Raw genomic sequence first — 24,219 nt, 5'->3', positions numbered from 1 at the left:
CGGAATGGAATAATCCCGTGACTCAAGATTGAAAAACCGTGACTTTATCATCTGTTTTTAAGGAACAATTACTGTAAAGATATAGGCTGCCAGATTCACCAGAAGTACTGTTCCGTAAAGAATATTGGTTTTTCCGCGACTTAATGAAAGCATCACGATAAATACAGACAGGGAAAGCAGGATAATATCTTTTTTATCCAGTCCCAGCACTAAAGGAATATCGTAGAGAATACAGACTGTGGAAACCGCAGGAATCGTCAGCCCGATACTTGCCAGGGCAGATCCCAATGCCAGGTTCAGGCTGGACTGTATCTGGTTGCTTCTCGCAGCACGGATGGCCGCAACCCCTTCAGGAAGAAGCACAACAGCAGCAATGATCACACCTACAAGAGATTTCGGAGCTCCTATGCTCTGTACCATGTCCTCAATGGTTCCGGAAAGTCCTTTGGCCATCATCACAACGATTGCCAGGCAGACTACCAGAAAACCGAAACTGATCAGCGTTTTTGTAAATGTCGGAATATAATGCTCTTCCGGATGCTCGTCAGGAACAATAAAATAGCTTCTGTGTCTTACCGTCTGTACCATCAGGAATACTCCATAGATCACCAGACAGGCAATAGATACAAAAACAAGCTGGGCTTCGTTATAGAAAGGGCCGTTCACACTTGAGGTAAAATTAGGGAGAACAAGCGTAAGGATCAGAATAGAGACGATGCTCACCAGGTAGGTAGTTGCAGAAGTCCTTGCAAAGAACTGTTCATGATACTTTACACCTCCCACAAGAATACAGATTCCAAGAATTCCGTTCAGAATAAGCATTACAGCCGCAAAAACCGTATCCCTTGCCAGCGTGATCGCCTGATCTCCACCGGCCACCATAAGCGAAATAATTAAGGCAACTTCAATAATAGTGATACAGAGTGCAAGAATAATAGTTCCGAACGGCTCTCCTACTTTATGAGCGACCACTTCGGCATGATGCACGGCCGACAGGACACTTCCTGTAAGCAGAATCCCTGCAATAACATCATAAATAACTCCTCCTCCCATCAATCCGGAAAAATAGTAAACTACTGCCAGAACGGGGAAAATATACGTGTAATGTAAAAATTCTTTTAATTTCATAAAGTGATTACAAAATACAAAAACTATATGAATTTTGAAATATCTGAAGATAATATTAATGATATTTTAATGCCCCCACAGATTAAAGTCCTGAAAATCTGTCAGCATATGGAATAAAAGACCAACAGCCACAATTCTGATATTTCCTTTAAAAAACAGCATTAAAAAATAAACAGCAATAGCATAGTATGAATGCAGAAAATGAAACCCAATACTGTTCCTGGACGGATCGAATACCGGATTGGCAAAAAGATGATCCAGATCTACAAGCATGGTAGCCAGCATAATAAGATATGCTTTTTTCCAGTTTTCACGGAAAAAGATCAACGCAATAAACACCGGGAACACCAGGTGCAAGAAGTAATGGGTGATTTGTTTTATCCATATAATTTCAGAAAGCATCGTCATCTACAAATCGTTTTTTAATTATCAGTTTATCTCCTCAGAATGAGAGGCAGCTCTCCTTTTCCTGCTTTTATTTTAATGTAATAATCCTGCGCCCTGTTTCCATAAAAAATATACTCTATATCTGAGATCATTTTCTTTTCATGGTCCGTTATACTCTTTAAGGAAGAATACAGCAAGCTAGTGTTTCTCAGCATAATATAATTTTCCTTCAAGGCGGGAGAAAAGGGTTCCCGGCGGGCGGAAGATCTTATCATAATCTCTTTCTGGCCTTTAGAGACGGTATTGGGCTGAAACGGAATAACCGTAAACTGATTCTGTGTATTGATCCATTTTTTATTCTGAAAATACATCCACGTTTTTTCCGGATCCGAAGTCTGAAGATCAATCGCATACTTTGGCTGAACGATTTTCTGATAGCTTTTCTGCTCTACCTCATTAAAATTGTCATCATAACCATAGGTAATGATGGTATCATTCACCTGTTCCAGATCTGCAACGGCATTCATCCGGGTGATTCCCGCCGAATCGCTGATGCTTTTATCAAAAAAACGGCTCAGATTCCTGATATTCCCGGCATCAAGTTCCGCTTCCAAAAAGTGATTCGTCTTCTGAAGCCGGGCAACAGCAGATGTAAAATCAGCCGATCCTCCGGCATTTCTTACTTCAATTTCATCATCCCTGAGTTCAATGGAAAAATTACGGATCTTCTGTCCTGAAATAAAAGAAAAGCTTCCCAATGTTCCGCTGATGAGCTGTTCCGCACTAAGTTCTTTTCCTTTTGAAGCCTTGAAAAACGCTGCATCGGTATTTTTAAAAGCCCGGTCAGAAGTCCCGAAAATACAGTAATCTTTCACTATTTTAATGAAAATCTGATCTTTCTGATACAGATTGTTTCCCCTGTCTGCAAATTTCTGCTGTTTCAAATAGGCCAGGAATTTAGGCTGATCTTTGAGCTCAAATGCAGTGTACCACTCCGTAAATTTAGTATTTTTAAGGTGGAACGCCTGTAAAAAATCGGGAACACGAATCCCCGAATCTTTAAAAGCAATATGTTCTTCTGTTTCTTTTGAATCCCTGAACCACATCGACGGATGGGTTGTAAGACTGAAAATGTACTGTCCCGCCAGTTTCTTTACATCAATCAAAACCACTGCATCTGCACTTTCCGGAACAAACTTTAAGGTCCTGTCTTTATGGAAAAAGACAAAATAGATAATGGCGGCCACCGGCAGCATCAGCCAGGCAATCAGTTTTTTTTTCTTCATTTACAGGATCGGTGGCTTTTTATCAGCTTCTTTTATTTTATAGATCTCATCAAAAAGATCAAAGAAATACATCAGGCTGTTCTCAGAAGAGTTTTTGATGTTGTAATCCACTTCTGTCTCGATGCTGTTATTCTTCACCTCTGTTTTATAATAAACCTCTCCTACATTCTTTCTGATCAGATCCAGTGTTTTTCTTTCCGAAGGGCTCTTGAATTCTCTTTCAAGACCTATTAACACCCTCTGAAGATCAAGTCTTCCTGAAAGCGGATATTTAGAAGAATCCTTTGCCCATTTTTTAGAGGTTTCCGACTGGTTTTTAGGATTGATATTGTCTTTAAAAGAAGTAAGATAAACGATGCCGTCTTTTACGGTAAAGAACATATGGTCAAAATAACCACCTCCTTTTTCATCTTTAAAAGCATAAAAATCTCCTGTTCTGGTAAATTTCTTTGCCAGGTGTTTATTGGTTACCAGTAAATTGAAAACACGGTTCCAGTAGCCTTCATTTTCCGTAGCAAATGCAAATGTAAAATCAGGAACCATTATTTCTTTGGTTTTCTTTACCTCTTTTTCATTATAATCTTCGTCATATTCGTAATCTGTATAATCTACTGTTTTCGGCTTCAGTTCGTTCAGAACGAAAATTCCGTTTCCGGGGGCTATTTTACTGATCGCTTCTTCATCCAGAATGATTTTCATGGTTTCCATCACCAGCTCCATCTCTTTCTGATATTCACCTTCTCCGGTATCTTTAAGCAGCTCATACATCATATCGAAAGATTTTCTTCCGTTGACATTCATCACATAATATCCTAAGCTTTTATCATTAATAAGCGCTGCCAGCTTCCTGTTTTTCTTTCCTTTATAAACTTCCGAAACACTTTTCTGAACATCGGAATTTTTATGCTGATAATTGTTGACGAGTTTTACTTTATCCTTATCGAAATACAGGTTATAGGCAGAATCTGAATTATATGCCTTTCCCAGGAACTGGCTGAAATTAAATCCTTTCATCATCCTGCCATAAAAACCTTCATTCACCATTCTCCCGTAATCTGTGTAGATAAAGACATCGGAATTGGGATCGCGGAAATTGAGTTTATCCTTCGGCACTTCAATTTCTAAATTTGAACTAAAATACCTGTCGAATGAGTCTTCTGCCAGTTTTTTCACAACCTTGAAGTCCTCTCTTCTGATGGAATCCTGTTCTTTCTGATAGGCTGAATCTGCTTTCGCAATAGAATATTCCTCTTCTTCAGTCATTCCTTCTTCTTCCAGTTCAGGCTCTTTTTTCTCTTCCGGATATTGGTGATGCTTTTCCAGATATTTGATATCCTTCTGTATTCTCGCAATTTCAGCATTATTTTCTTTGATGCTTTCTTTAAGGTATTTGATCTGCTCTTTCAGATCTTTTATTTCTTCTTTATAGTTAAAAGGACGTTCCGGTTCTACGGCGTAGGCACTGTCTACCGCTGCTGCTGAATCCACTGCAATGGCAGCGCTGTCTGTCACCGCTTCTTCTGTCCATAAATCCTTATAAGGTCTGGTATAGCTTACAAGACTCAGTACTGCACGCTTATCATTCCAGGCAACAAATACATCATCATCCAGGTCAACATAGGAATAGTTATTTTTTCGGGAAACTTCCTGCCCTTTTTTCTTTACAGAATTGACGAATTCCCTGAATTTATCCGTATTATCCAATATGAAATGGGCGGTATAAGTCTTTACAGAATCATTGAAGCAGGCATAGTGATACTGAGCTTCATCATATTTGATCCCCGTTTTGGAATAATCATTCCATGAGGCTTTTTCTTTACTGCTTTTGGTGATTTCCTGAAGTAAAGGATTAAACTTTTCCCAGTTGATTTTATTATTAAGCTGTTTTCCGTTGATTTCCATATAAAATATGGCTTCTTTGGGAAGTTTCATCCTGTTCTGTGCAAAAGCAAGCACAAAACCGAAAAGTAAAAAGGTGATCGTCTGTGTTTTTAATAGAATAGATTTCATGGCTGAAAAGTACTTTTTTATTGGAAAATAATGGTGTTCTGCATCTGTTTTTTCTGAAGGATCAGGTCTAAAACATCTGCTTCCAGCTTTACGGCCTTCTTATTCGGAGAAAGCTGGTAAGAACTGTTGGATTGTGATTTTATGGTATTTTCGAACTGCAGGACGGAAGTGTATTTAGCATTGTTGAATACTTCTTTATCTGCTTTGCTCATTTTGTCGTAATCTGCTTTAAATGTATTGACTTTATTTCTGGTAAACGATTTTTTATCAGCACTTTGCCCGTAGATCTGGGTAGGAATCATCTTTCCCAGGATATTTTTTGATTTCAGCTGCTCCAGGCCGGCATTGATGTTTTCAATCTTTTTAAAATTACAGCTTAGCTTAATGATGTAGTTATCAAAGTCCATTGTTGTTTTCACATTACTGATTCCCGGGGTGGCTTTGAAAATCCTGGCCGCTTCGCTTATTTTATTTTCAATTTCAGCTCTTTTCGGTACTTTTTTTCCATTGATGGTTTCCATTTTAGAAATGGAGGCCAGCCTTGTCTTACTCTTGCTGGCATTCACAATGATGGTGTATTCTCCCGTTCCGTCTGCTTTTACACTGGCTTTGTCTACAATATCAAAACAGCTGGTGAGCAGCATCAAAGGAAAGCAAAGCAGAAACAGCCTGACTGTATTCTTCATAACTGGGTTTTTAAAGTACAAAACTACTTAATTTTTTATCGGTTTAAAATACCGGATTTCATGGGTTTTTGTAACCCGATAAAGGCGCTTTTACACTCTTCCTTTCAGATAATCCTGTCTCAGATCTTCATCCAGCTTTTCTATGGCATATCTCAGGCAGGTTCTGGGCATTTCTTTATAGTATTGACCGAGGTAAGAGATCAGCTCCTGTTCATTTTTATTCCCCATTTCCCTCAGCAGCCAGCCATTTGCTTTATGCATAAGATCATGTGGATGCTTCAGGTTTTTGGTAACGAACTCTTTGGTCAGCTCATACGAACCTTTTTTAATGTAATGCATTGTTCCTACAACCGCTATTCTTTTATGCCACATTTCATCAGAATCCGAAAGATCCCTCAACAGGTTTTCTTTCTGATTTTCAAAGGCATACCGCCCCAGTATTTTATAACAGCTTGAATCCACCAGATCCCAGTTATTGATATGAGGAAGGTGGTTCAGGTAAAATGTGATGATTTCTTCTCTTTTCCTATGATCTTTTGTTTTCTCAAACTTAGAAATCAGCATAAAAAGAGCGGTCAGCCTATGTTCATGATATTCCGATGAAAGCAGTATACTCATTTCTTCAAGGCTTATTTTATCATAATACTCTTTAGCTACCGATCTCTGATCCGGAACTTTTACTCCAAGAAACAGATCCCCTTCTCCATATTCTCCTTTTCCCGTTTTGAAAAACCGGGGAAAGAATTCTGCTTTTTCAGGAATGGAAAGTACGGCCAGTGCTTCCTTAATTTCTTTAATAATAGTATCCGCCATTTTTAAAACTGCCTTTTTGATGAAGAGAATAAACCATATGATTAATGTTCTTCCAAAACAATATTTTCCTGCTCCTCTTCTTCTTTTGCAATCTGCTTGGGATTGGCCACTTTAGCAATGGTAAGCCCCTGAACAATAATAGAAAAGACGACTACACAATAAGTAATACTTAAAATAATTTCGCTGTATTCACTTTTCGGGACAGACATCGCCAATGCAATGGAAACCCCTCCGCGGATTCCACCCCAAACAAGAACTTTTACGGTTTGCGGGCTAAATCTTGTTCTTAAAGACATGAATTTCGTCGGGCCCCAGATCGAAATAAACCGGGCCAGTAAAACAACTACAATGGCAAGAAGGCCAGGAAGCATAAAATGTTTCAGATCTTTGATCATCAGAAGTTCAAAACCGATAAAGAGGAATAAAACCGCATTCAGAATCTCATCAATCAGTTCCCAGAATTTGATCAGATAGTCCTGGGTAACGGATTTCATTTTAAACCTTACATTGAAGTTCCCCATGAATAAACCTGCGGCAACCATCGTCAAAGGGCCGGAAATATGCATCTGTCTGGCGATAAGATAGCCACCCATCACCACAGAAAGGGTTACCAGAACCGAGATAATATAATCGTCCACTTCACGCATCAGCCTGGAAGTTACCCATCCCAGAAGAACGCCGAGCAGGATTCCTCCGCCGGCTTCTTTCATCAGTAATAATCCGATACTTTCCACCCCCAGATCCACTTCTTTTCCGATTGCGAGCTGCATAACCACGGTAAATACCACAACAGCCATACCGTCATTGAAAAGAGATTCTCCCGCAACTTTGGTTTCCAGTGATTTTGAAACATTTGCCTGCTTCAGAACACTCAGAACAGCCACCGGATCGGTAGGAGAAATAAGCGCTCCAAACACCAGACAGTAGATAAAAGGCAGCTTGATTCCCACGAAAGGCAAAAGGTAGAACATTCCAAATCCCACGACAAAAGTGGAGATCACAACCCCGACTGTGGAAAAGATCAGCACCGGGCGGAACTGCTCTTTGAGATCATTGATATTAATGTGAATTCCTCCTGCAAAGAGAAGGAAATTAAGCATGGCACCCATCAGGACTTCCGTAAAATCGATGCTGTTCATCAATTTGTTCAGGTGCCCGAATGTTCTCGGAAGTACCGTTTCTCCGAACATCACCAGAAAAATGGAAACCACAATGGCAATCACCATAATTCCGATGGTACTCGGAAGTTTCAGGAACCTGTAATTCAGGTAGGCAAATATTGATGCTAATACAATTAATGCTGAGAATGAATAATATAACTCCACTAAGTGTTTTTTAAAAAATTAAAACTTAAAAGTCTAAATAAAGTATTTTGATGTATAGTTTGTCTCCGTCTTTTTCCCAGATATCAAACATTCCGTCTTTAGTTGGTTTTGAGCTCCGGGTATAATCTTTCCCGATATTCAGGATGTTCAGCAGGATGTATTCATCACCTACGGAATTGACCAGATAAGCTGTTTTTTCAGATTTTCCGTCTCCTGAATTTTTAATCCCGTTAGTCAGCGCCCGAAGCTGAGTCAGGTGGTGAACAAAGTTATTGCCATCTTTCAGGGAATCATAGGTACGGAGCAGGATAAGAATTACATCCAGATTGGTAGGATCCTTATCATACAGATCTTTACCCAGCCTGATGCAGTCTGCAAAATGATTCTGTTTAAAGGCTTCCGCCAGACTTTTAAAACGGTCATCAGTGGTCTGAATTTTATCCGTTCTGAAATTTCTTCCATAGTAAAGATACTGTCCCTCAATACTGTCCAGAGATTTAGGAAAACCTTTGTACTTAAAAATAAGCTTCTCGTAATTGTAAGGAGATTCCGGGTTTTTGAGGTTTTTTTCGATACTTTTTAAATCGATTTTTGATTTCTGGCTGAACCCAAAAACCGAAAACAGAAGGAATAAAAGGAAAAATTGGTATTTCATTAATCGTTGTTATCTTCTTCGTCGTTGTCGAAATATTCGAAAAGAAAATCATTGTAAGGAAATCTGGAAATATGGATCTTCATCACCTCATCGTAGATCATTTTCTTCATTTCCGGGAAATTTTCTTTCGTGAGCGCAGAAATGAAAACAGTCGGATATTTGGATTTGGCCATCCATGTTTTCTTCCATTCTTCCAGTGAGATATTTTTCCGGGTAGACGGCGTTAAATCATCGTCTTCTTTTTTCTCATAGCTGAAGTCATCAATTTTATTGAAAACCATGATCATAGGTTTTCTGTGTGCATCAATTTCCTGAAGAATCTGGTTTACCGAAGCAATATGATCTTCAAAGCTTTCATGTGAAATATCCACCACATGAATCAGCAGATCGGATTCTCTTACCTCATCCAGAGTAGATTTAAAGGATTCCACCAGCTGTGTAGGAAGCTTTCTGATAAATCCTACCGTATCTGTAAGAAGAAACGGAAGGTTCCCGATCACTACTTTTCTTACCGTGGTATCCAGCGTTGCAAATAATTTGTTTTCAGCGAATACTTCTGATTTTGAAAGGGCATTCATGAGTGTAGATTTCCCCACGTTGGTATATCCTACCAGGGCGGCACGCACCATTTTTCCTCTGTTATTACGCTGCGTTGCCATCTGCTTATCAATGGTCTTCAGCTTATCTTTCAGCAGGGAGATCCTGTCGCGGATGATACGGCGGTCAGTTTCAATTTCGGTTTCCCCCGGTCCTCTCATCCCGATTCCCCCTCTCTGTCTTTCAAGGTGGGTCCACATTCTTGTCAGTCTCGGAAGCAGGTATTCATACTGTGCCAGTTCCACCTGGGTTCTTGCATAGGATGTCTGGGCTCTCTGGGCAAAAATATCAAGAATAAGATTGGTTCGGTCCAGTATTTTGACTTCCATTTCCCGTTCCAGGTTTTTAAGCTGTGAAGGAGAAAGTTCATCATCAAAGATCACCGTTCCTATTTCATGTTCTTTTACATAATCTTTAATTTCCAGAGCTTTTCCACTCCCTACAAACGTTTTGGAGTCCGGTTGTGTTAATTTCTGGGTGAATCTTTTTTCCACTGTTGCTCCTGCCGTATAGGCAAGGAATTCCAGCTCATCCATGTATTCCTTTAATTTATCCTCATCCTGGTCTCTGGTAACCAAACCCACCAAGACCGCCTTTTCATAATTATGTTCTTTCTTTTCTAGCATTAAATTCTATCTATGTTTGTGATTTTCACAAGTTACCATTTTTCAGGAAAAAAAACAAAATCAATTTTAAATTATTCACATTTTTAATGTTAATTTAAGTTTGCAATATTCATGTTTTATGAAAAAATATTAACTTTATATTGCAATTTTCTGATTTTAAAACATTTAAATTCAGCTTTTATGTAAAAACTAACATCCTGCAGCTCATGACTCCCCATATCAGATGTATGATCATTGATCATGATGAACTGGACAGATTGGTTCTTCAGCATCATATCAGGCAATACGAAAACATAGAGATTATAGCTTCTTTTGACTCGGCAGAAAAGGCGGTACCATACCTTGAATTCCCCATAGATCTTCTGATCTCCGAAACTGCCATGAATGGAATGAGCGGACTGGAATTCAGGAAATTAGCCATTAAAATCCCGGCCTGTATTTTCATCAGCTCCCATCCTGAATCAGCAGTTACCGCTTTTGAACTCAATACTTTAGACTTTCTTATCAAACCTCTGAAAACAGAGCGCTTTCACAATGCCATACAGAAGGTTTTTGATTTTTTTGAAACAAAGGAAAAATGCAGATGTTTTGATGCTATGCTTGGAGAAAACTGCATCAAAATAAAAGAAAACGGAAATATATCCCAGATCAGAATAGTGGATATCTTATATCTGGAAGCTTTAAAAGACTATACCCGGATTATTACCCACGACAAAAAACACTGTATCCTGGACTCATTGGGCAGTCTTCTTCTCAAAAACACCTTTTCTTCATTCATCAGGATACACAGGAGCTATGCCATTCCACGACATCTCATCCGTGGAAAAAACTGCCATGAAGTAGAGCTGATTTATAACATAAAGCTTCCTATCGGCAGGACTTACAGAGAAAACCTATCATTCTTTGACCTGTAAATCACCTGAATACCAACATTTTTGCTCTAAAATGGCATTGGTCGATTTTTTTTGCCGTTAGTCTATTTTCTCCATATCCCTTTTCGATATGTGGTAATTTAGTAATCCCAAATTCACAAAAAGGGGTAATCTATTAATAACCACAAAATTATTCGATATGAAAAGAACATCTATTCACTGCTTCTTTCTCATCCTGTTTAGTCTTTCCGTCAGCCTTTTAAGTGCCCAGTCGGCAGTTCCGGCCACAGGAACCAATGCATCAGGCGGAGGAGGTTCGGCTTCTTACAGTATCGGGCAGGCCGTTTATCTTTACAAAGGTCCCAGCGCCCAGATCACAGAAGGAGTACAGCAGGCCTATGAGATAACAACGCTCTCTGCCGGCGAAATTTCAGCACAACCAGAGGGCATCCTGCTCTACCCCAATCCATTCAGTGATTATCTTTATATTGATTTCACCACTGAAGACTATAAAAACGCAGAATATCAGCTATTTGACGCTCAGGGAAAACTGATCAGAAAAGATATGATCAGCCGGATAAAATCCGAGCTTAACCTTTCCTCTCTTCCATCCGCGGTATATATTATCCGGATCAGCCGTAACCGGGAACATCTTAAAACATTTAAAATCATCAAAAAATAATTACCATGAAAAAAATATTACTTTCATTTGGGATCGTACTGGGCCTTTTTATGGGTCTTGCACAGGCTCCTGAAAAGATGAGCTATCAGGCCGTCATGAGAAACGGCTCCGGCCAGCTTCTGAGCAATCAGGCTGTTGCCGTAAAAGTAAGTGTGCTGGAAGGATCGCCTGCCGGAACACTGGTTTATTCGGAAAGACTTACCGGAAACACCAACGTTAACGGTCTTATCAGCCTTGAGGTAGGAACAGGAACGGTTCTTTCAGGAGTATTTTCAACGATCAACTGGCCGTCAGGAAGTTATTATCTTAAAACAGAAACGGATCCTGCCGGAGGCACCAATTATACCATCACCGGAACCAGCCAGCTGCTGAGTGTACCTTATGCCATGTATGCAAAATCTGCAGGAGGTGGAGGCGGCACTTTTACTATTCCCTATGCCAATACGGTAAATAATGCTGCAACTCTGTTTTCGCTAACCAATGACGGAGACGGAACTTCACTGGAAGGAATTAACAATACTACCACTTCAAGTATTTCCGCAGTAAGAGGAATTGTCAACAGCACAGCTCCCGGTGGTTTTTCTTCTGCAGTCCGCGGTATCAATAACGGTACCGGAGGATTGGGAATCGGGGTATGGGGAAGCCAGAACGGAAGCGGCTGGGGTGTTTACGGTACCACTCCCAACGGATTGGGTGTTTATGGAAATTCCACAGCCAACGGAACCGGGGTATATGCCAACAGCAATACGGGAACAGGACTCACAGCTACCAGCAACAGCGGAATTCCTGCGACTATTTCTATTTTAAATAATGCCAATGCCAATAATGTACTTAATGCCTCCAGTGTAGGAAACGGAACGGTGGTAAATGTATCAACCACAGGATCCGGAGCCGGGGTCAGAAGCTCAACAGCCGGAGGATTCAGTATTCATGGGATGACCAGTGCCCAAACCTCTGCCGGGGTTGTGGGAGACAACAATGGTGCGGGAGAAGCGGTCGTGGGAAGAACCACCAGTGATATTGCAGGAGCTGTTGTAGGACGTAATGACGGAGGGGGATATGGAGTCCGGGGATTTGTGGCTACCAGTACAGCAGGAACCGGAATCGGGGTTTACGGACAGGTAGGACTGAATAACAGTACCGGACGTGCCGGAAGATTTGAAAATTTTAACCAGACCAACCTGCAGAATACTTTTGAGGTGCAGACTAACGGAAATGGTAATATTCCGGACAATACACTGGGCAACGCGGCGTCATTCCTTGTGGATAACAACAACAGTGTTGCAGCTGCGGTAAGAGGCGAGGTAAAAACCATATTCGGAAATTTTGGAGCTGCCGGTATTTTCGGGGTTTCTTCAGGAACGGGAGGATTTGCCGGATTATTTCATGCTTCCAATCCTGCCGGGAACGGAGCTTCACTGGTATCTATTAATGACGGGAACGGAAATGCCATCACTGCCAATGCCAGTAAAGACGGAAACGGTGTAGAAACCAATATTGACGGTGCAGGAAATGCCCTGTACGCCTGGGTACCTTCCTTTGCAACAGGAAGAGCGGGAAAATTCAATATTTTCAATCAGGATAATGAAAGTGACGTAATTACGGTAACCACCGTTGGGAACGGAACGGCAGGAAATTTCAAAGTAGACCGTACAACGGGGACATCAGCGGCTGTAAAAGGTGAGGTCAATTCAATTTTCGCCAATTTCGGTACTGCCGGGATTTATGGCGTTTCTTCAGGAACCGGTGGATATGCGGGGCTATTCTATGCCAGTAATGCGGGAGGAAATGGTCCTTCTGTGCTTGCTTTAACAGAAGGTAACGGAAATGCCGTCACTGCCAATGCGGGAGGAAACGGGGACGGTATTGAAGCTTCATGTGACGGAAACGGTAATGCTGTTTCAGGCTTTATTCCCAATTTCGGAACCGGTAAAGCAGGAAGATTTGCCAATTACAATAACAATAACGGCCAGCCGGTAGTACATATTACTACGACAGGCACTGGTTCGGGAATGTTGATTAATCATACGGGAGCTTCAGGAAACCTTGCGATCTTCCAGAGTGCGGGTGCCAATATGGCCAGAATCAATAAGGCAGGCCGGGGATTTTTTAACGGAGGTACCCAAACCAACGGAGCAGACGTTGCTGAAGCTTTTGATGTAGAAGGTTCTGTTTCCGAATATGAAATGGGAGATATCCTGGTCATTTCAACCAATACAGACCGTACCGTAGAAAAGTCATCAAAACCCTACTCTGATCTTGTAGCCGGAGTATATGCTACCAAACCAGGGGTACTTCTTGCAGAAGAACAGATCGATTCCGATCTTTCCGGTAAAGTTCCCATGGGGGTCATCGGGGTAATTCCCACCAAAGTATGTATGGAAGGCGGTGCCATAAAAAGAGGAGACCTGCTGGTAACTTCATCAGAACCCGGAACTGCGATGAAAGCAGATCCTGAAAAAGTAAGAATCGGACAGGTGATCGGTAAAGCTCTTCAGGATTACAATCAGAATGAATCCGGAAAAATTCAGGTATTAGTTAACATCAAATAATAAATTATCATGAAATCAACATATATCACTCTATTTCTTCTGCTGGGTACCAGTATTTACGCCCAGGAAAACAAACAGGTTTCCCAGGCTCAAACAGAAGACCAGACCCAGGCTTTAAAGCAGGTTAAAGAATTGGAATCCAAAATGATGAAAGAGACACAGAGCAACGCCGAAAAGAAAACTCCACAAACAATACTTGCCTCAGAACAGGGGCTGGATGTAAAAAAACAGGATCAAAAACCTAAAGCGATATCCGGCGGATCAGGAACAATGCTTCCCAATACCGCCAGCCTTGATGAAATAAAAAGAACAATTCCTAACAGAAAGACCTCCCAAACGAATACTGTGAAGCCCAAAAATTCCCGGAACCAGATTGGCTTACCTAATACAGCCACTTTAGAGGAGATCAAAAAGACTATTCCCAAAAACTGATGACCAGATTAAAAAAAAGTCCGCGTGCTGCGGACTTTTCTATTTCTGAAAATTGTTTTTCAACTTTAAATGTAAACCTGAAGTATTCTTTCTTCCGGTTTTCTTTTTCTAGTCCCAATCTGCTGCTACAAACTTCATCGAATTTCCGTTCTCATCAGATAAGGTAAGGAAATGCCCTTCTATGGAGTATTTCGTCATTTTGTCAAATTTACGGATAAAAGCAGTTTCCAGATCCATATTCTGGCAGGCTTTCATGGTGCTTCCCACTCCGGAGATCTTTACTTTACCTCCGTTTTTAAATTCGGAAGTGAAAAACATATTGTTGCATCCCATATGGGCCCCACCCTGAATTTTTCCGTTTTTCATCTCTGCCGTAAGGTTCACTTCTGCCTTATTTTTCATCAATTCATCCTTTGAAAATTTATCAAAAGAAATCAGCATCCACTGCCTCTGGAGGTTCGGATTTTTTTCTGGCACTGATGAACAATTGATGACAACTCCTAAGAGCAAAACGGCAAAAAGTGATAATAGTATCTTTTTCATGTGGGGTATCATTCCATTTTCATACCAATCCGGGACAGAATATCGTAAAAATTAGTAAATTAGCGACACAAAAATTATATTATAAAATGAAAAGACTATTTCTACTGTTCACCTTCCTGCTGAGCTTTGCTCAGATGAGGGCGGATGAGGGGATGTGGCTGTTAATGCTCATCAAAAGACTTAACGGGGTCGATATGCAAAAGGAAGGTTTGCATCTGACACCTGATGAAATCTATTCTGTGAACAATTCCAGTTTAAAAGATGCAATTGTAAGTTTCGGAGGTTTCTGTACCGGTGAAATTGTTTCTGACAAGGGGCTTATTTTCACCAACCACCACTGTGGTTACGGGGCCGTAGCGGCAGCTTCCACTCCGGAAAAAGACTATCTGAAGAATGGTTTCTGGGCTATGAAGCAGAAAGATGAATTCAATGCAAAAGATCTTTATGTAAGATTTTTAGTAAGAATGGATGATGCTACTCAAAGAATCACTTCCAAGCTTAACAACAATATGACGGGTGCCGAGAGAAAAGCTGTTATTGATGCTGAAACAAAAGCCATCCAGTCTGAAAACTCTGAAAACGGAAAATATACTGTTGTCGTAAGAGATTTCTTCAACGGAAATGAATTTTATTATTTCGTATACCAGGATTATAAAGACATCAGGTTAGTAGGAGCTCCACCTTCTTCACTGGGTAAATTCGGAGGAGATACAGACAACTGGGAATGGCCGAGACATACTGCTGATTTCACGGTTTTCAGAGTATATGCTGATGCTGCAGGAAACCCTGCTGAATATTCTCCAAGCAACACACCTTTAAAACCTAAGCATTTTCTGCCGGTTTCCCTTAAAGGAATCAAGCCTGGTGATTTTTCCATGATCTTAGGATATCCTGGAAGAACCAACCGTTATCTGACTTCTTACGGAATTCAGCAGATGGTAAACAAAGATTATCCGGCCTGGGTAGAAGCTTCTAAAATGGCAATGGATGTTATGAAGAAGTATATGGATAAAGATAAGGCAACCCAGCTTAACTATGCTTCTCAGTATGCTTCCGTAGCCAACTACTGGAAAAACAGACAGGGAACTATTGATGCGGTAGAAAAAAACGGAACAATCTCTGACAAACAAAAGATCGAAAATACATACAGAACATGGTCTATGATGGCAGGAAATGATATGTATGACGGTGTTTTAGAAGATATCAGCACTTATTACAAGCAGGTTTCAGACAGAAATGTTGAAAGAAACTATGCGTCGCAGTTTACCAGAAATGCAAAATATATCAGCCTTGCCCTTCAGTTAGGATCTGTTCTTAAGACCTATGCGGCTCAGGATATGCAGGGAAGAATTGCTATGAAAGCCAAAACAGAAGCAGCCATCAAAGCAGCATATGAAAACTTCAATCCGGCACTGGAAGGAGAAATGCTGGTTGCAATGACTACGCTTTACCAGACAAGAGTAACCAATAAAGATGTAGCTTCTGCCACCATCCTGGGGTTAGATGCTAAAAACCTGTCTAATGTAGCTTATTCATCAATTTTTGCCAACAAAACATCTGCAACGAATTTCTTGTTAAATCCGGATGCATTGAAACTTGATTCCGATCCGCTTTGGAAAATGGCGAAAGGAATTGTAACGGATCAAAAAGCCGTGGCGGACAGCTATGTGCAGGTAGATGATAATTTTGCTAAAAACAACCGTCTTTTCTTAGCAGGTCTGATGAAGGCTATGCCTGAGAAAAAATTCTATCCGGATGCTAACTCTACCATGAGATTAACTTACGGAACGGTAGATAAACTGCCTATCAGAGAAGACAGAAACTATTTCGGAGTTACCGATAACTATTATACGGATATGGCCGGTCTTGTAGGAAAATACAAAAAAGGTGATGAGGAGTTTGATCTTCCTCAAAGAGTGATTGACCTTTACAACCTTAAAGATTTCGGACAGTATGCTGATGCTGCTGGTTATATGCCTGTAAACTTCCTTTCCAACAATGACATTACAGGAGGAAACTCCGGTTCTCCGGTAATTGACGGAGACGGAAACCTTATCGGTATCGCATTCGACGGAAACAGTGAAGCATTAAGCGGAGACATCGTATTTGAACCGGAATGGCAGAAAACAATTAACGTTGACGTACGTTTCGTTCTTTGGACAATTGATAAATATGCAGGTGCAAGAAGACTGATCGACGAATTAAAGCTGGTAAGAGGAGAAAATACACCTCCTGATACCAAGACTAAAAATTCAGGAACTACTCAGATGCCGAAGAAAGAAAAAAAGAAAAGATAATCTATTCTGATCTATTTTAAACCGTGGAAATTATTTTCACGGTTTTTTTATTTTTGATTTAAATACATGAACATGGAAACAAAAGCAACAGAGTTTAAGGCAGTGATCCTGCAAAACGGGGAATTGAATGCTGCATTTATAGAGTTTCCTTTTTCTGCCGAAGAAGTGTTTGGTAAGAAAGGGCAGATAAAAATAAGAGCTGTATTCGATCATGTTGTTGAATACCGTGGAAGCCTGGTCAGAATGAAGTCTGACCGTCATATTCTTGGATTGCCACGGGAAATCAGGAAACAGCTCGGAAAAACGTTTGGAGATGAGGTAGCAGTTTCCCTTGCTGAAGATAAAGAAGAAAGAACCGTAGAGATCTCCGAAGATATTGCCTCTGTTTTCAATGAAAATCCTGATGCAAAAAAACTGTTCGATGCCATGAGTTATACCCACAAAAAAGAATATATCCGCTGGATTGAAGAAGCCCGGAAACCGGAAACCAGAGAAAGCAGGAAAACGAAGATGATCCAGATGCTTCTGGAGGGAAAGAAGGGAAAATAAAACTGCCCTGAACACAAGGTCCGGGGCAGTCTGAAAAGGAAATATTTCTGAATTATTTTGTCAGTACCGGAGTTGAAGGTGTAGTAGGATTAGTAGGTGTAGTCGGCGTTGAAGGACCTGTACTTACCCCACAGTCATTGGCACATGCTGTAATGGACGAGTATTCTCCCATATACTTTGTTCCGCAATAGCATGCAAAACCACCCTGTACCGTTTTCATGCTCTCTCTTGTTAATTTTTTCAGATTTTTCATATTGAATTAATTTTTTTATGGTCCCTACTCTGTCAGCTTTTCGGGTAACGCTTTAATTCTCTAAATATAGAAATAATTTCAATAAAACCCATACTTTATCATTGAAATTTAACCTGTTACAATAAAAAAATCAAAACAAACCATTAAGCATTCCAGAATTCCCTGTCCAGGCTTCTGTACTGTATCGCTTCCGAAATATGACCGGAAAGTATATGTTCTTCTTCTTCCAGATCTGCAATAGTTCTGGCCACTTTCAGAATGCGGTCATATGCTCTTGCGGAAAGATTAAGTTTATCCATCGCCAGTTTGATCAGATGAAGTGAGGTTTCATCCAGGATACAGAACATTTCAAGTTCTTTGGGACCCATCTGTGCATTATAGCTGATATTCAAATCCCTGTACCTCATGTTTTGAGCAGATCTTGCTTTCAGTACCCGCTCCCGGATCACTTCACTTTTTTCTCCTTTCCTTTTTTCTGAAAGCTGTTCAAATTCAACTTTCTGTACTTCGATATGAATATCAATCCTATCCAAAAGAGGTCCTGAAAGCCGGTTCATGTAACGCTGCATTTCGAGCACTGAGGAAGTGTTGTTGGGATCATCAGGAAAAAAGCCGCTGGGACTTGGATTCATGGAAGCAACCAGCATGAAGCTTGCAGGATAATTTACTGTAAACCGGGCTCTGGATATGGTTACTTCACGGTCTTCAAGAGGCTGACGCATTACTTCCAGAACGGTTCTTTTAAATTCCGGCATCTCATCAAGAAACAAAACCCCGTTATGGGCAAGTGAAATCTCTCCGGGCTGGGGATAGCTTCCTCCGCCTACCAAAGCAACGTCCGAAATAGTATGATGGGGGGATCTGAAAGGACGCACTGTCATCAGAGAGGTCTCTGCCCCCATCTTTCCGGCAACTGAATGTATTTTGGTGGTTTCCAATGCTTCTTTGAGCGTAAGGGGGGGCAGAATACTCGGAACCCTCTTGGCCAGCATGGTTTTTCCACTTCCGGGAGGTCCTATCAGAATGATATTATGCCCACCGGCTGCCGCGACTTCCATAGCTCTTTTAGCAGTTTCCTGTCCTTTAACTTCAGAAAAATCAAAAGGGAAATGAGCTATTTTCTCCTGAAACTCTTTTTCTACATCCAGTGTAATTTTATTAAGCAGCTGTCCTTCGTTGAAAAAATCAATAACTTCCTTTATATTTTCTGCTCCGTATACTTCAAGGCCGTCTACAATTGCTGCTTCCCGGGTATTCTGTATCGGCAGGATGATCCCTTTAAATCCTTCTTCCTTTGCCTGAACAGCAATAGGAAGTACTCCTTTAATGGGCTGCAGGCTGCCGTCAAGAGAAAGTTCTCCCATAATGATATAATCATGGATATTTTCCGCCAGAATCTGGTCTGAAGCCGCCAGAATCCCAACCGCAATACTGAGATCATAAGAGGAGCCTTCTTTACGTAGGTCTGCCGGTGCCATATTAATGGTAATTTTCTTTCCCGGAATTTTATAGCCCACATTTTTAAGGGCCGCGGAAATCCTGTAACTGCTTTCTTTTATTGCGTTATCCGGAAGGCCTACCAAATGGTAGCCAACGCCTCCGGTATCAACATTTACTTCAATGGTAATCGTCTGTGCGGCAACTCCATGAATCGCACTTCCATATATTTTGATCAGCATGGTGTGTTTTTAAAGTAAAAATAATGAATATGTTATTTTGAAAACCAGGAGGTTATGTGGATAATATTCTATGAAATAAAGGATGACTGGAAAAATTTCAATAAAAACGGACTGGTTTTTCCCGGGTGCCGACATAAGTGCAAATACTTCTCGGGGGTCATCTTTATCCAAGAAAAAACTCCAGCAAATTTGCTGAAGTTTGAATTATAAAGTTAGTTATTGAGATAATTTCCAATTGCCTGCCGCAAAACTTAGTCAGGCTTTGTCAAGGAGTCAGAAAATGATTTTGAGCAACTGCTACAACACCACTTAAGGCCTCCAGTGGCCAGAAATTGGGCATCGGACATACTGAGGCCACATTGGTATATATCCCACTCTGCTGTATGCCAGCAGCAACTGCCTCCTCCCAGTATGTTTTTTAACTGTGATCTTGTAAGTACTTCAGGTGTACCTGATTTGAATGTTTTTAATTTTTTCATGATTGATAAATTTTATTTGGTTATGTAAATTGTTTTTACTTTTTAAATGAAGTTCCTCTCTGTCGCTCTGTAATCGATTTATATGAAGTCATTCCAGAATGCAAGAATGGGCAATTTAATTATATTTAAAAATCCTGATTAAAATTCAGAAGACCGCCAGGGCTTAATCAACTGTTTGTGAAATAAATATAGCAATTTTTTTCCGTTCTGTCAAAATAAAAATATAAAAATGATATCGCGGGTTGAACGAAAAAAGAACTCACCTCTGAATATATTTTTACAAGATCTTTATTTAGGTTTTTGAAGTTAAAATCATTTCTCCACAAAAGGAAATAATTTTCACAAAATTTCACCAATAACAAAAAACAGTAAAATGTTTAGCCGGGCTCTCCACAGTTAAACTTTATATTACAATCTGAGTTCAAAATCCGGTAGGTATTACAAAATCGTAGAATTACTACAAATTCTGAGATTTAACATTAGAATAAAAATTCTGAATTAAAAATCATTACTTTTAATATATCATACAATGTTGAATTTTATGGAAGACTTTCTGACATATCAGGTTAAAAATGGGGATACTTTATCATCAGTATCTATTCTTTTTAATATTCCTGCCGAAGAGATAAAGACTTTTCATAACCAACACTGTTTAAACACTGAAAAGCTTTGGTTTGATAATCTTTTAGGAATAAAGACACTTATTATTCCGGCAAATTATAAAAGCCCGGCCGAAGCTGCAGAGGAGAAAAACAGGTCCAGGCCTTATAAAATTTTTTCTCCTTTTTTTCTATTTAATTCATATCATGTTGAGGAAACCATTGAAAAAATTGATGAACCGGTCCAGTTGTTTAGCTATGAAGCAGATTTTATTTTCAAAAACAATGAAAACGGACGGCATATCATTTCCTGGCACAGGAAAAACATGAACTTCAATAGAGAAAAACCGGATTCTAAAATGGACTCTCTGGCAATTGAAAGCATGGATATATTATTTCCTATTTCTTTTTTAGTGACAGAGAACGGCCAGATCCAGGAAATTAAACAGCATGCTGAATTATTAAAAAAATTTGAGAAAGAAAGACGTAATTTAGAAGATTTTTATGTCGGGGAAGTTACCCGGATTTATCTTGATAAGATGCGGAAAGTAGTTCAAAATAAAGAACTACTACTAAGCCGACTCTGCTCTACCCTTTTTATACAGGTGATGTTTCCTGATTTAATATGGTTTTGGAAAGAAGACTCATGGAAAATGAAATGGATACTTTTACCGAATTCTTTTCCTATAAACTTTCATTTTTCACCTCAGCAGGATCACTCGGACTCAGAAAATATTTTTACCACTTTCTCAGGAAAAACAGATGATTTTGTTTCATTAAGAGATTTATTAATGGGGCGTAGAACGGAAAATATTGAAAAGACAGAATCCATAGATGCTGAAATAGAATTGCGATATGAAACCTCAAAACTTCAGAAACAGATGAAGTCAATTGAAGCAGTTCTTCAAATACATTTTGAAGATGAAAAATATCTTTTGCATAGTATAAAAATAAAACACCGGCAAAATGTCTGAAAACACTTCACTCCATGATGGCAAGTATTTCGTAATCCAGAAAGGAATCTGCCAATGCAACCAGGGATTCAAATTTCCGAAATTTAAGGTAACCTCTCATCAGAAACATTATTGGAATGATAAAGACGGACACCCCGACTTTCTCGCAGTTACGGAAGACGATTTAACTTTTGATCCATCGGCAATGCCTTTTGGAAACTGTAAATTGAAACCGACAACAGGAGGCTATCTCCCCTGCACTTATGCGCCCGTTGGTAAATGGCAAAAAACGTACAAAAAAGTAGGAATACTGGGTAAGAGCTGTGTGACGGAGATTTCAGAACTGATGTGTACTATGGGAGGAAAAATTACGATTTTAAAACATGGCCAGCAGTCTGAAGTTGAGAAAAGCAATATGGCAAAAGCAAAACCTGAAGAGCAACATATTTACAATCCCATTGTGAATTTTGAGGAGTTAAAGGAAGAAATCAATGGTCCGGATTTATTTGAAGTAGAATAATTTATAAATTATGAAAACAATAAAAGGAAATATCGCGCCCAAAGCAGAAGAAAAGAATTTTTATGAGCTTTCAGATTTTATACCGGATTTCGGCACCCCCCTGTTTACAGAAAAAGAAAAGTATGTCTGGACTTTATTTAAACAGACGGATAATCAATGGGTACAGGTAGCCAACAATGTAAAGTATGGAAAAAAGGTTCCATATACTTTCGGGGAAAAAGTGATCGGTATTCCATACAAAATTATGGTCCATAATGAAGTCATCAATTTCTTAAAACAAAAAGAAACAAAAAAGGTTGCCCAACTTATCGTTACTCCCATATCTTCAAAAGAGCCTGCAATTGGCAGGGTAATTTTGCTTAATAAAGGAAAAGAAAATGTAAATAAAGCAAACTTTAATGAAAATCTTACGGCAGAAGCCAGGACTTCCAATCTGGTTGGAAGACAACTTACATTTTATCTATGGGAAGAAGGGGCACCGGAATCTGATAAATACAAAAACCCTAAATACTCCAGAGTTGATAAAAACGGAATCGCGAGTGTGCAATTTAATATGATGGAATATGCATCACAAAATACAATAATGGATTTCTTCAGGGCAGGTTCTTCAACTAAAAAATTTTTTGTCACAGCTGTTTTCAACAATAAAAAAGTAAATAATAAAGAAGGTGTAGAGGTAAGCAAAACAAGTCCCCCAAATCCTAAAACCGGCAATTCTTCTGACGGATTAATCGGATTAATTGGAAAAGCGGCTGAAGTGGTAGCCAATGGTATAGAAAATGTAGTATCCGCAGCTAAAGATGGATTAACCGCAACAAGTGTTAATCAAAATTCTCAAAAAAATACTGAAGATGATGTTTGCCCAAGGTGTAAAAAACTTACAGAGGACGAATTAAAAGCCGTATTTCCATCGGTAACCAATACAACATTAATCACAGAAATCGTCAAGTCATTTAATGAATACTGTGAAAAATTTAATGTTAATACATGTACACTTAAAGCTCATTTCTTTGCACAGGCAAAGCAGGAAAGCGGAAACTCTTTAGTTCCTGCCATAAACGGTGAAAGCATGGATTATAAGATAAGTGCCTTAAAAACAACCGGTTTTCTGAATGTTTCTGCTTCATATATGTTTGGAAATAAAAACGGAATTAAAATGGCAGACGATCTGGGAAGAAAAAAAGACGAAGGAGCTCTTTCCATAGACAGACAAATAAAAATCGCCAACTTTGTATACGGGCTAAATCCCAAAGCGAAGAGCCTGGGTAACAAGGCTCCGGCAAATAATCAGGATTTAAGTGAAGAAAACAATGAAGGCTGGAGATTCCGGGGAAGAGGAATGCTTCAGATTACAGGAAGAAATAATTATGCGGATATTGAAGCTCATGTAAATAAAACGTTAAATGAGAAGATCCTGAATATTAAAGAAGGCAGAAAATATAACGATAAGTTTACTGCCACAGAAGCATTATTATCCGGATTGGGAGATTGGGATTTGCATAAAATGTATATTCCTGCAAAATCAGGAGTTACAGAAGAAGCCTGCCTGAATGTAATTAAAATAATTAACAGTAAAACAAAATCAAAAACCAAGAGGATTGCTCATCTTTTAGGCGGAGTTTGGTATGAAGATGACAAGACAACTGAACCGTCGCATACTATAAAAGAGAAGGATTCTATGAAATCTATTTTTCGCGTAAAGGAATGTAAAAAGTTAAACCCTGTTGATGAAGCTATTACGTCAGACGAGGAGGGTGTATTGAATAAAATGAAGAAAATTGCCGATCAGCATCATACCTATAAACAGGAAACCGATCATTTAAGAACAGATGATTCCGCAGAAGGTCTTTCAAAAATGGACTGTTCGGAGTTTGTAAGCAGATACCTGCATGAATTAGGAATTACATCTTCCATAAAATATATGACAACAGATAACATGGTCAGTGAAAAAGCCTTTAGACAAGTTATAGGAAATAACAATATAGATTTAGTGATAGGCAGTGACGGAAAAGACTTTTCCCCTCAGCGAGGAGATATTTTTGTTTGGAGGAGAAGTGATGCAGGGCATACCGGGATAGTATATTCCTATGATTCCGCCAATGATGTGGTGGTTATTTTAGAAGCAATAGGCAATGTTGGAGCAGTAAGTGAGAAAGATCAGGTAAAAAACGGAGGCTATGCGGGTACCGGCTGCTCAAGAACTGCAAAATACAAAAGATTAAAAGGCGCCTTATGGGGGCACGGAGGCTGGAAAGGTTACTTCAGACCCAAAAACTACACTAAAAAATTATAATTA

21 protein-coding genes are annotated in these 24,219 nt (G+C 39.6%); 9 read left to right on the top strand and 12 right to left on the bottom strand.

The window, feature by feature from the left end; genetic code table 11:
- Positions 1-57: 57 nt before the first annotated feature.
- The 9 genes from AC106S_RS15440 to hflX form a co-directional block, all read right to left on the bottom strand.
- Entirely contained in the window at positions 58-1,128 is a 1,071-nt protein-coding gene (locus AC106S_RS15440; RefSeq protein WP_482440359.1) for a calcium:cation antiporter, read from the bottom strand.
- 66 nt (positions 1,129-1,194) lie between these two features.
- A complete protein-coding gene (locus AC106S_RS15435; protein WP_482440614.1) occupies positions 1,195-1,530 on the bottom strand; it encodes a DUF6122 family protein in 336 nt (111 codons plus the stop codon).
- Positions 1,531-1,562: 32 nt separating this feature from the next.
- Positions 1,563-2,801, bottom strand: a complete 1,239-nt coding sequence (locus AC106S_RS15430; RefSeq protein WP_482440358.1) for a hypothetical protein — start codon at positions 2,799-2,801, stop codon at positions 1,563-1,565.
- The gene (locus AC106S_RS15425) at positions 2,802-4,811 is read right to left on the bottom strand and encodes a hypothetical protein (protein WP_482440357.1); all 2,010 of its coding nucleotides are present in this window, start codon (positions 4,809-4,811) and stop codon (positions 2,802-2,804) included.
- A 17-nt stretch (positions 4,812-4,828) separates the two neighbouring features.
- Positions 4,829-5,497: a hypothetical protein gene (locus tag AC106S_RS15420; RefSeq protein WP_482440356.1), complete on the bottom strand. Its 669-nt coding sequence runs from the start codon at positions 5,495-5,497 to the stop codon at positions 4,829-4,831.
- 90 nt (positions 5,498-5,587) lie between these two features.
- On the bottom strand, positions 5,588-6,310 hold the full coding sequence (locus AC106S_RS15415; protein ID WP_482440355.1) for a DNA alkylation repair protein: 723 nt from the start codon (positions 6,308-6,310) through the stop codon (positions 5,588-5,590).
- Positions 6,311-6,351: 41 nt separating this feature from the next.
- The gene (locus tag AC106S_RS15410; RefSeq protein WP_482440354.1) at positions 6,352-7,635 is read right to left on the bottom strand and encodes a cation:proton antiporter; all 1,284 of its coding nucleotides are present in this window, start codon (positions 7,633-7,635) and stop codon (positions 6,352-6,354) included.
- A 25-nt stretch (positions 7,636-7,660) separates the two neighbouring features.
- Positions 7,661-8,290, bottom strand: coding sequence for a DUF4919 domain-containing protein (locus AC106S_RS15405; protein WP_482440353.1), 630 nt, complete (start codon positions 8,288-8,290; stop codon positions 7,661-7,663).
- Positions 8,290-9,513 (bottom strand): GTPase HflX, encoded by a 1,224-nt coding sequence (hflX, locus tag AC106S_RS15400; protein WP_482440352.1) that lies wholly within the window; start codon positions 9,511-9,513, stop codon positions 8,290-8,292. The genes AC106S_RS15405 and hflX overlap by 1 nt, the downstream gene beginning before the upstream one ends.
- A gap of 206 nt (positions 9,514-9,719) precedes the next feature.
- On the opposite strand from hflX, the gene AC106S_RS15395 reads away from it, so the two are divergent.
- From AC106S_RS15395 to AC106S_RS15380, 4 genes are all read left to right on the top strand, one after another.
- Positions 9,720-10,427, top strand: coding sequence for a LytR/AlgR family response regulator transcription factor (locus AC106S_RS15395; RefSeq protein ID WP_482440351.1), 708 nt, complete (start codon positions 9,720-9,722; stop codon positions 10,425-10,427).
- A 157-nt stretch (positions 10,428-10,584) separates the two neighbouring features.
- Positions 10,585-11,067, top strand: a complete 483-nt coding sequence (locus AC106S_RS15390; RefSeq protein ID WP_482440350.1) for a T9SS type A sorting domain-containing protein — start codon at positions 10,585-10,587, stop codon at positions 11,065-11,067.
- Between the two features lie 5 nt (positions 11,068-11,072).
- Complete coding sequence (locus AC106S_RS15385; protein ID WP_482440349.1) at positions 11,073-13,619, top strand: beta strand repeat-containing protein; 2,547 nt, start codon at positions 11,073-11,075, stop codon at positions 13,617-13,619.
- A gap of 9 nt (positions 13,620-13,628) precedes the next feature.
- Positions 13,629-14,051: a hypothetical protein gene (locus AC106S_RS15380; protein WP_482440348.1), complete on the top strand. Its 423-nt coding sequence runs from the start codon at positions 13,629-13,631 to the stop codon at positions 14,049-14,051.
- A gap of 108 nt (positions 14,052-14,159) precedes the next feature.
- Here the strand turns inward: AC106S_RS15380 and AC106S_RS15375 are convergent, their stop codons facing one another.
- A complete protein-coding gene (locus tag AC106S_RS15375; RefSeq protein ID WP_482440347.1) occupies positions 14,160-14,594 on the bottom strand; it encodes an META domain-containing protein in 435 nt (144 codons plus the stop codon).
- A gap of 86 nt (positions 14,595-14,680) precedes the next feature.
- On the opposite strand from AC106S_RS15375, the gene AC106S_RS15370 reads away from it, so the two are divergent.
- Positions 14,681-16,891 carry a S46 family peptidase gene (locus AC106S_RS15370; RefSeq protein WP_482440346.1) on the top strand — a complete coding sequence of 737 codons (2,211 nt, stop codon included), beginning with the start codon at positions 14,681-14,683 and terminating at the stop codon, positions 16,889-16,891.
- A 72-nt stretch (positions 16,892-16,963) separates the two neighbouring features.
- Entirely contained in the window at positions 16,964-17,440 is a 477-nt protein-coding gene (locus tag AC106S_RS15365; protein WP_482440345.1) for a YdeI/OmpD-associated family protein, read from the top strand.
- Between the two features lie 52 nt (positions 17,441-17,492).
- Here the strand turns inward: AC106S_RS15365 and AC106S_RS15360 are convergent, their stop codons facing one another.
- Both AC106S_RS15360 and AC106S_RS15355 read right to left on the bottom strand, forming a co-directional pair.
- Positions 17,493-17,693 carry a bacteriocin-like protein gene (locus AC106S_RS15360; protein WP_482440343.1) on the bottom strand — a complete coding sequence of 67 codons (201 nt, stop codon included), beginning with the start codon at positions 17,691-17,693 and terminating at the stop codon, positions 17,493-17,495.
- A gap of 143 nt (positions 17,694-17,836) precedes the next feature.
- A complete protein-coding gene (locus AC106S_RS15355) occupies positions 17,837-19,372 on the bottom strand; it encodes a YifB family Mg chelatase-like AAA ATPase (RefSeq protein WP_482440342.1) in 1,536 nt (511 codons plus the stop codon).
- Positions 19,373-20,392: 1,020 nt separating this feature from the next.
- Here AC106S_RS15355 and AC106S_RS15350 point away from each other — a divergent pair.
- The 3 genes from AC106S_RS15350 to AC106S_RS15340 are packed head-to-tail and all read left to right on the top strand — an operon-like array spanning position 20,393 to position 24,216.
- Positions 20,393-21,424, top strand: a complete 1,032-nt coding sequence (locus AC106S_RS15350) for a LysM peptidoglycan-binding domain-containing protein (protein ID WP_482440340.1) — start codon at positions 20,393-20,395, stop codon at positions 21,422-21,424.
- Complete coding sequence (locus tag AC106S_RS15345) at positions 21,417-21,923, top strand: DUF4280 domain-containing protein (RefSeq protein ID WP_482440339.1); 507 nt, start codon at positions 21,417-21,419, stop codon at positions 21,921-21,923. The genes AC106S_RS15350 and AC106S_RS15345 overlap by 8 nt, the downstream gene beginning before the upstream one ends.
- A 10-nt stretch (positions 21,924-21,933) precedes the next feature.
- Entirely contained in the window at positions 21,934-24,216 is a 2,283-nt protein-coding gene (locus AC106S_RS15340; protein WP_482440337.1) for a CHAP domain-containing protein, read from the top strand.
- Positions 24,217-24,219 lie beyond the last annotated feature (3 nt).

Source organism: Chryseobacterium sp. FR054, from assembly GCF_056844565.1.
This window is presented reverse-complemented; position numbering and strand designations above follow the sequence as displayed.

Bases quoted from the DNA above. Each gene is read 5' to 3' on its own strand.
- AC106S_RS15395 (WP_482440351.1), top strand. From the start codon at position 9,720: ATGACTCCCCATATCAGATGTATGATCATTGATCATGATGAACTGGAC.
- AC106S_RS15430 (WP_482440358.1), bottom strand. From the start codon at position 2,801: ATGAAGAAAAAAAAACTGATTGCCTGGCTGATGCTGCCGGTGGCCGCC.
- AC106S_RS15435 (WP_482440614.1), bottom strand. From the start codon at position 1,530: ATGCTTTCTGAAATTATATGGATAAAACAAATCACCCATTACTTCTTG.
- AC106S_RS15420 (WP_482440356.1), bottom strand. From the start codon at position 5,497: ATGAAGAATACAGTCAGGCTGTTTCTGCTTTGCTTTCCTTTGATGCTG.
- AC106S_RS15355 (WP_482440342.1), bottom strand. From the start codon at position 19,372: ATGCTGATCAAAATATATGGAAGTGCGATTCATGGAGTTGCCGCACAG.
- AC106S_RS15365 (WP_482440345.1), top strand. From the start codon at position 16,964: ATGGAAACAAAAGCAACAGAGTTTAAGGCAGTGATCCTGCAAAACGGG.
- AC106S_RS15340 (WP_482440337.1), top strand. From the start codon at position 21,934: ATGAAAACAATAAAAGGAAATATCGCGCCCAAAGCAGAAGAAAAGAAT.
- AC106S_RS15425 (WP_482440357.1), bottom strand. From the start codon at position 4,811: ATGAAATCTATTCTATTAAAAACACAGACGATCACCTTTTTACTTTTC.
- AC106S_RS15350 (WP_482440340.1), top strand. From the start codon at position 20,393: ATGGAAGACTTTCTGACATATCAGGTTAAAAATGGGGATACTTTATCA.
- AC106S_RS15415 (WP_482440355.1), bottom strand. From the start codon at position 6,310: ATGGCGGATACTATTATTAAAGAAATTAAGGAAGCACTGGCCGTACTT.
- AC106S_RS15360 (WP_482440343.1), bottom strand. From the start codon at position 17,693: ATGAAAAATCTGAAAAAATTAACAAGAGAGAGCATGAAAACGGTACAG.
- AC106S_RS15405 (WP_482440353.1), bottom strand. From the start codon at position 8,290: ATGAAATACCAATTTTTCCTTTTATTCCTTCTGTTTTCGGTTTTTGGG.
- hflX (WP_482440352.1), bottom strand. From the start codon at position 9,513: ATGCTAGAAAAGAAAGAACATAATTATGAAAAGGCGGTCTTGGTGGGT.
- AC106S_RS15385 (WP_482440349.1), top strand. From the start codon at position 11,073: ATGAAAAAAATATTACTTTCATTTGGGATCGTACTGGGCCTTTTTATG.
- AC106S_RS15440 (WP_482440359.1), bottom strand. From the start codon at position 1,128: ATGAAATTAAAAGAATTTTTACATTACACGTATATTTTCCCCGTTCTG.
- AC106S_RS15370 (WP_482440346.1), top strand. From the start codon at position 14,681: ATGAAAAGACTATTTCTACTGTTCACCTTCCTGCTGAGCTTTGCTCAG.
- AC106S_RS15380 (WP_482440348.1), top strand. From the start codon at position 13,629: ATGAAATCAACATATATCACTCTATTTCTTCTGCTGGGTACCAGTATT.
- AC106S_RS15390 (WP_482440350.1), top strand. From the start codon at position 10,585: ATGAAAAGAACATCTATTCACTGCTTCTTTCTCATCCTGTTTAGTCTT.
- AC106S_RS15375 (WP_482440347.1), bottom strand. From the start codon at position 14,594: ATGAAAAAGATACTATTATCACTTTTTGCCGTTTTGCTCTTAGGAGTT.
- AC106S_RS15345 (WP_482440339.1), top strand. From the start codon at position 21,417: ATGTCTGAAAACACTTCACTCCATGATGGCAAGTATTTCGTAATCCAG.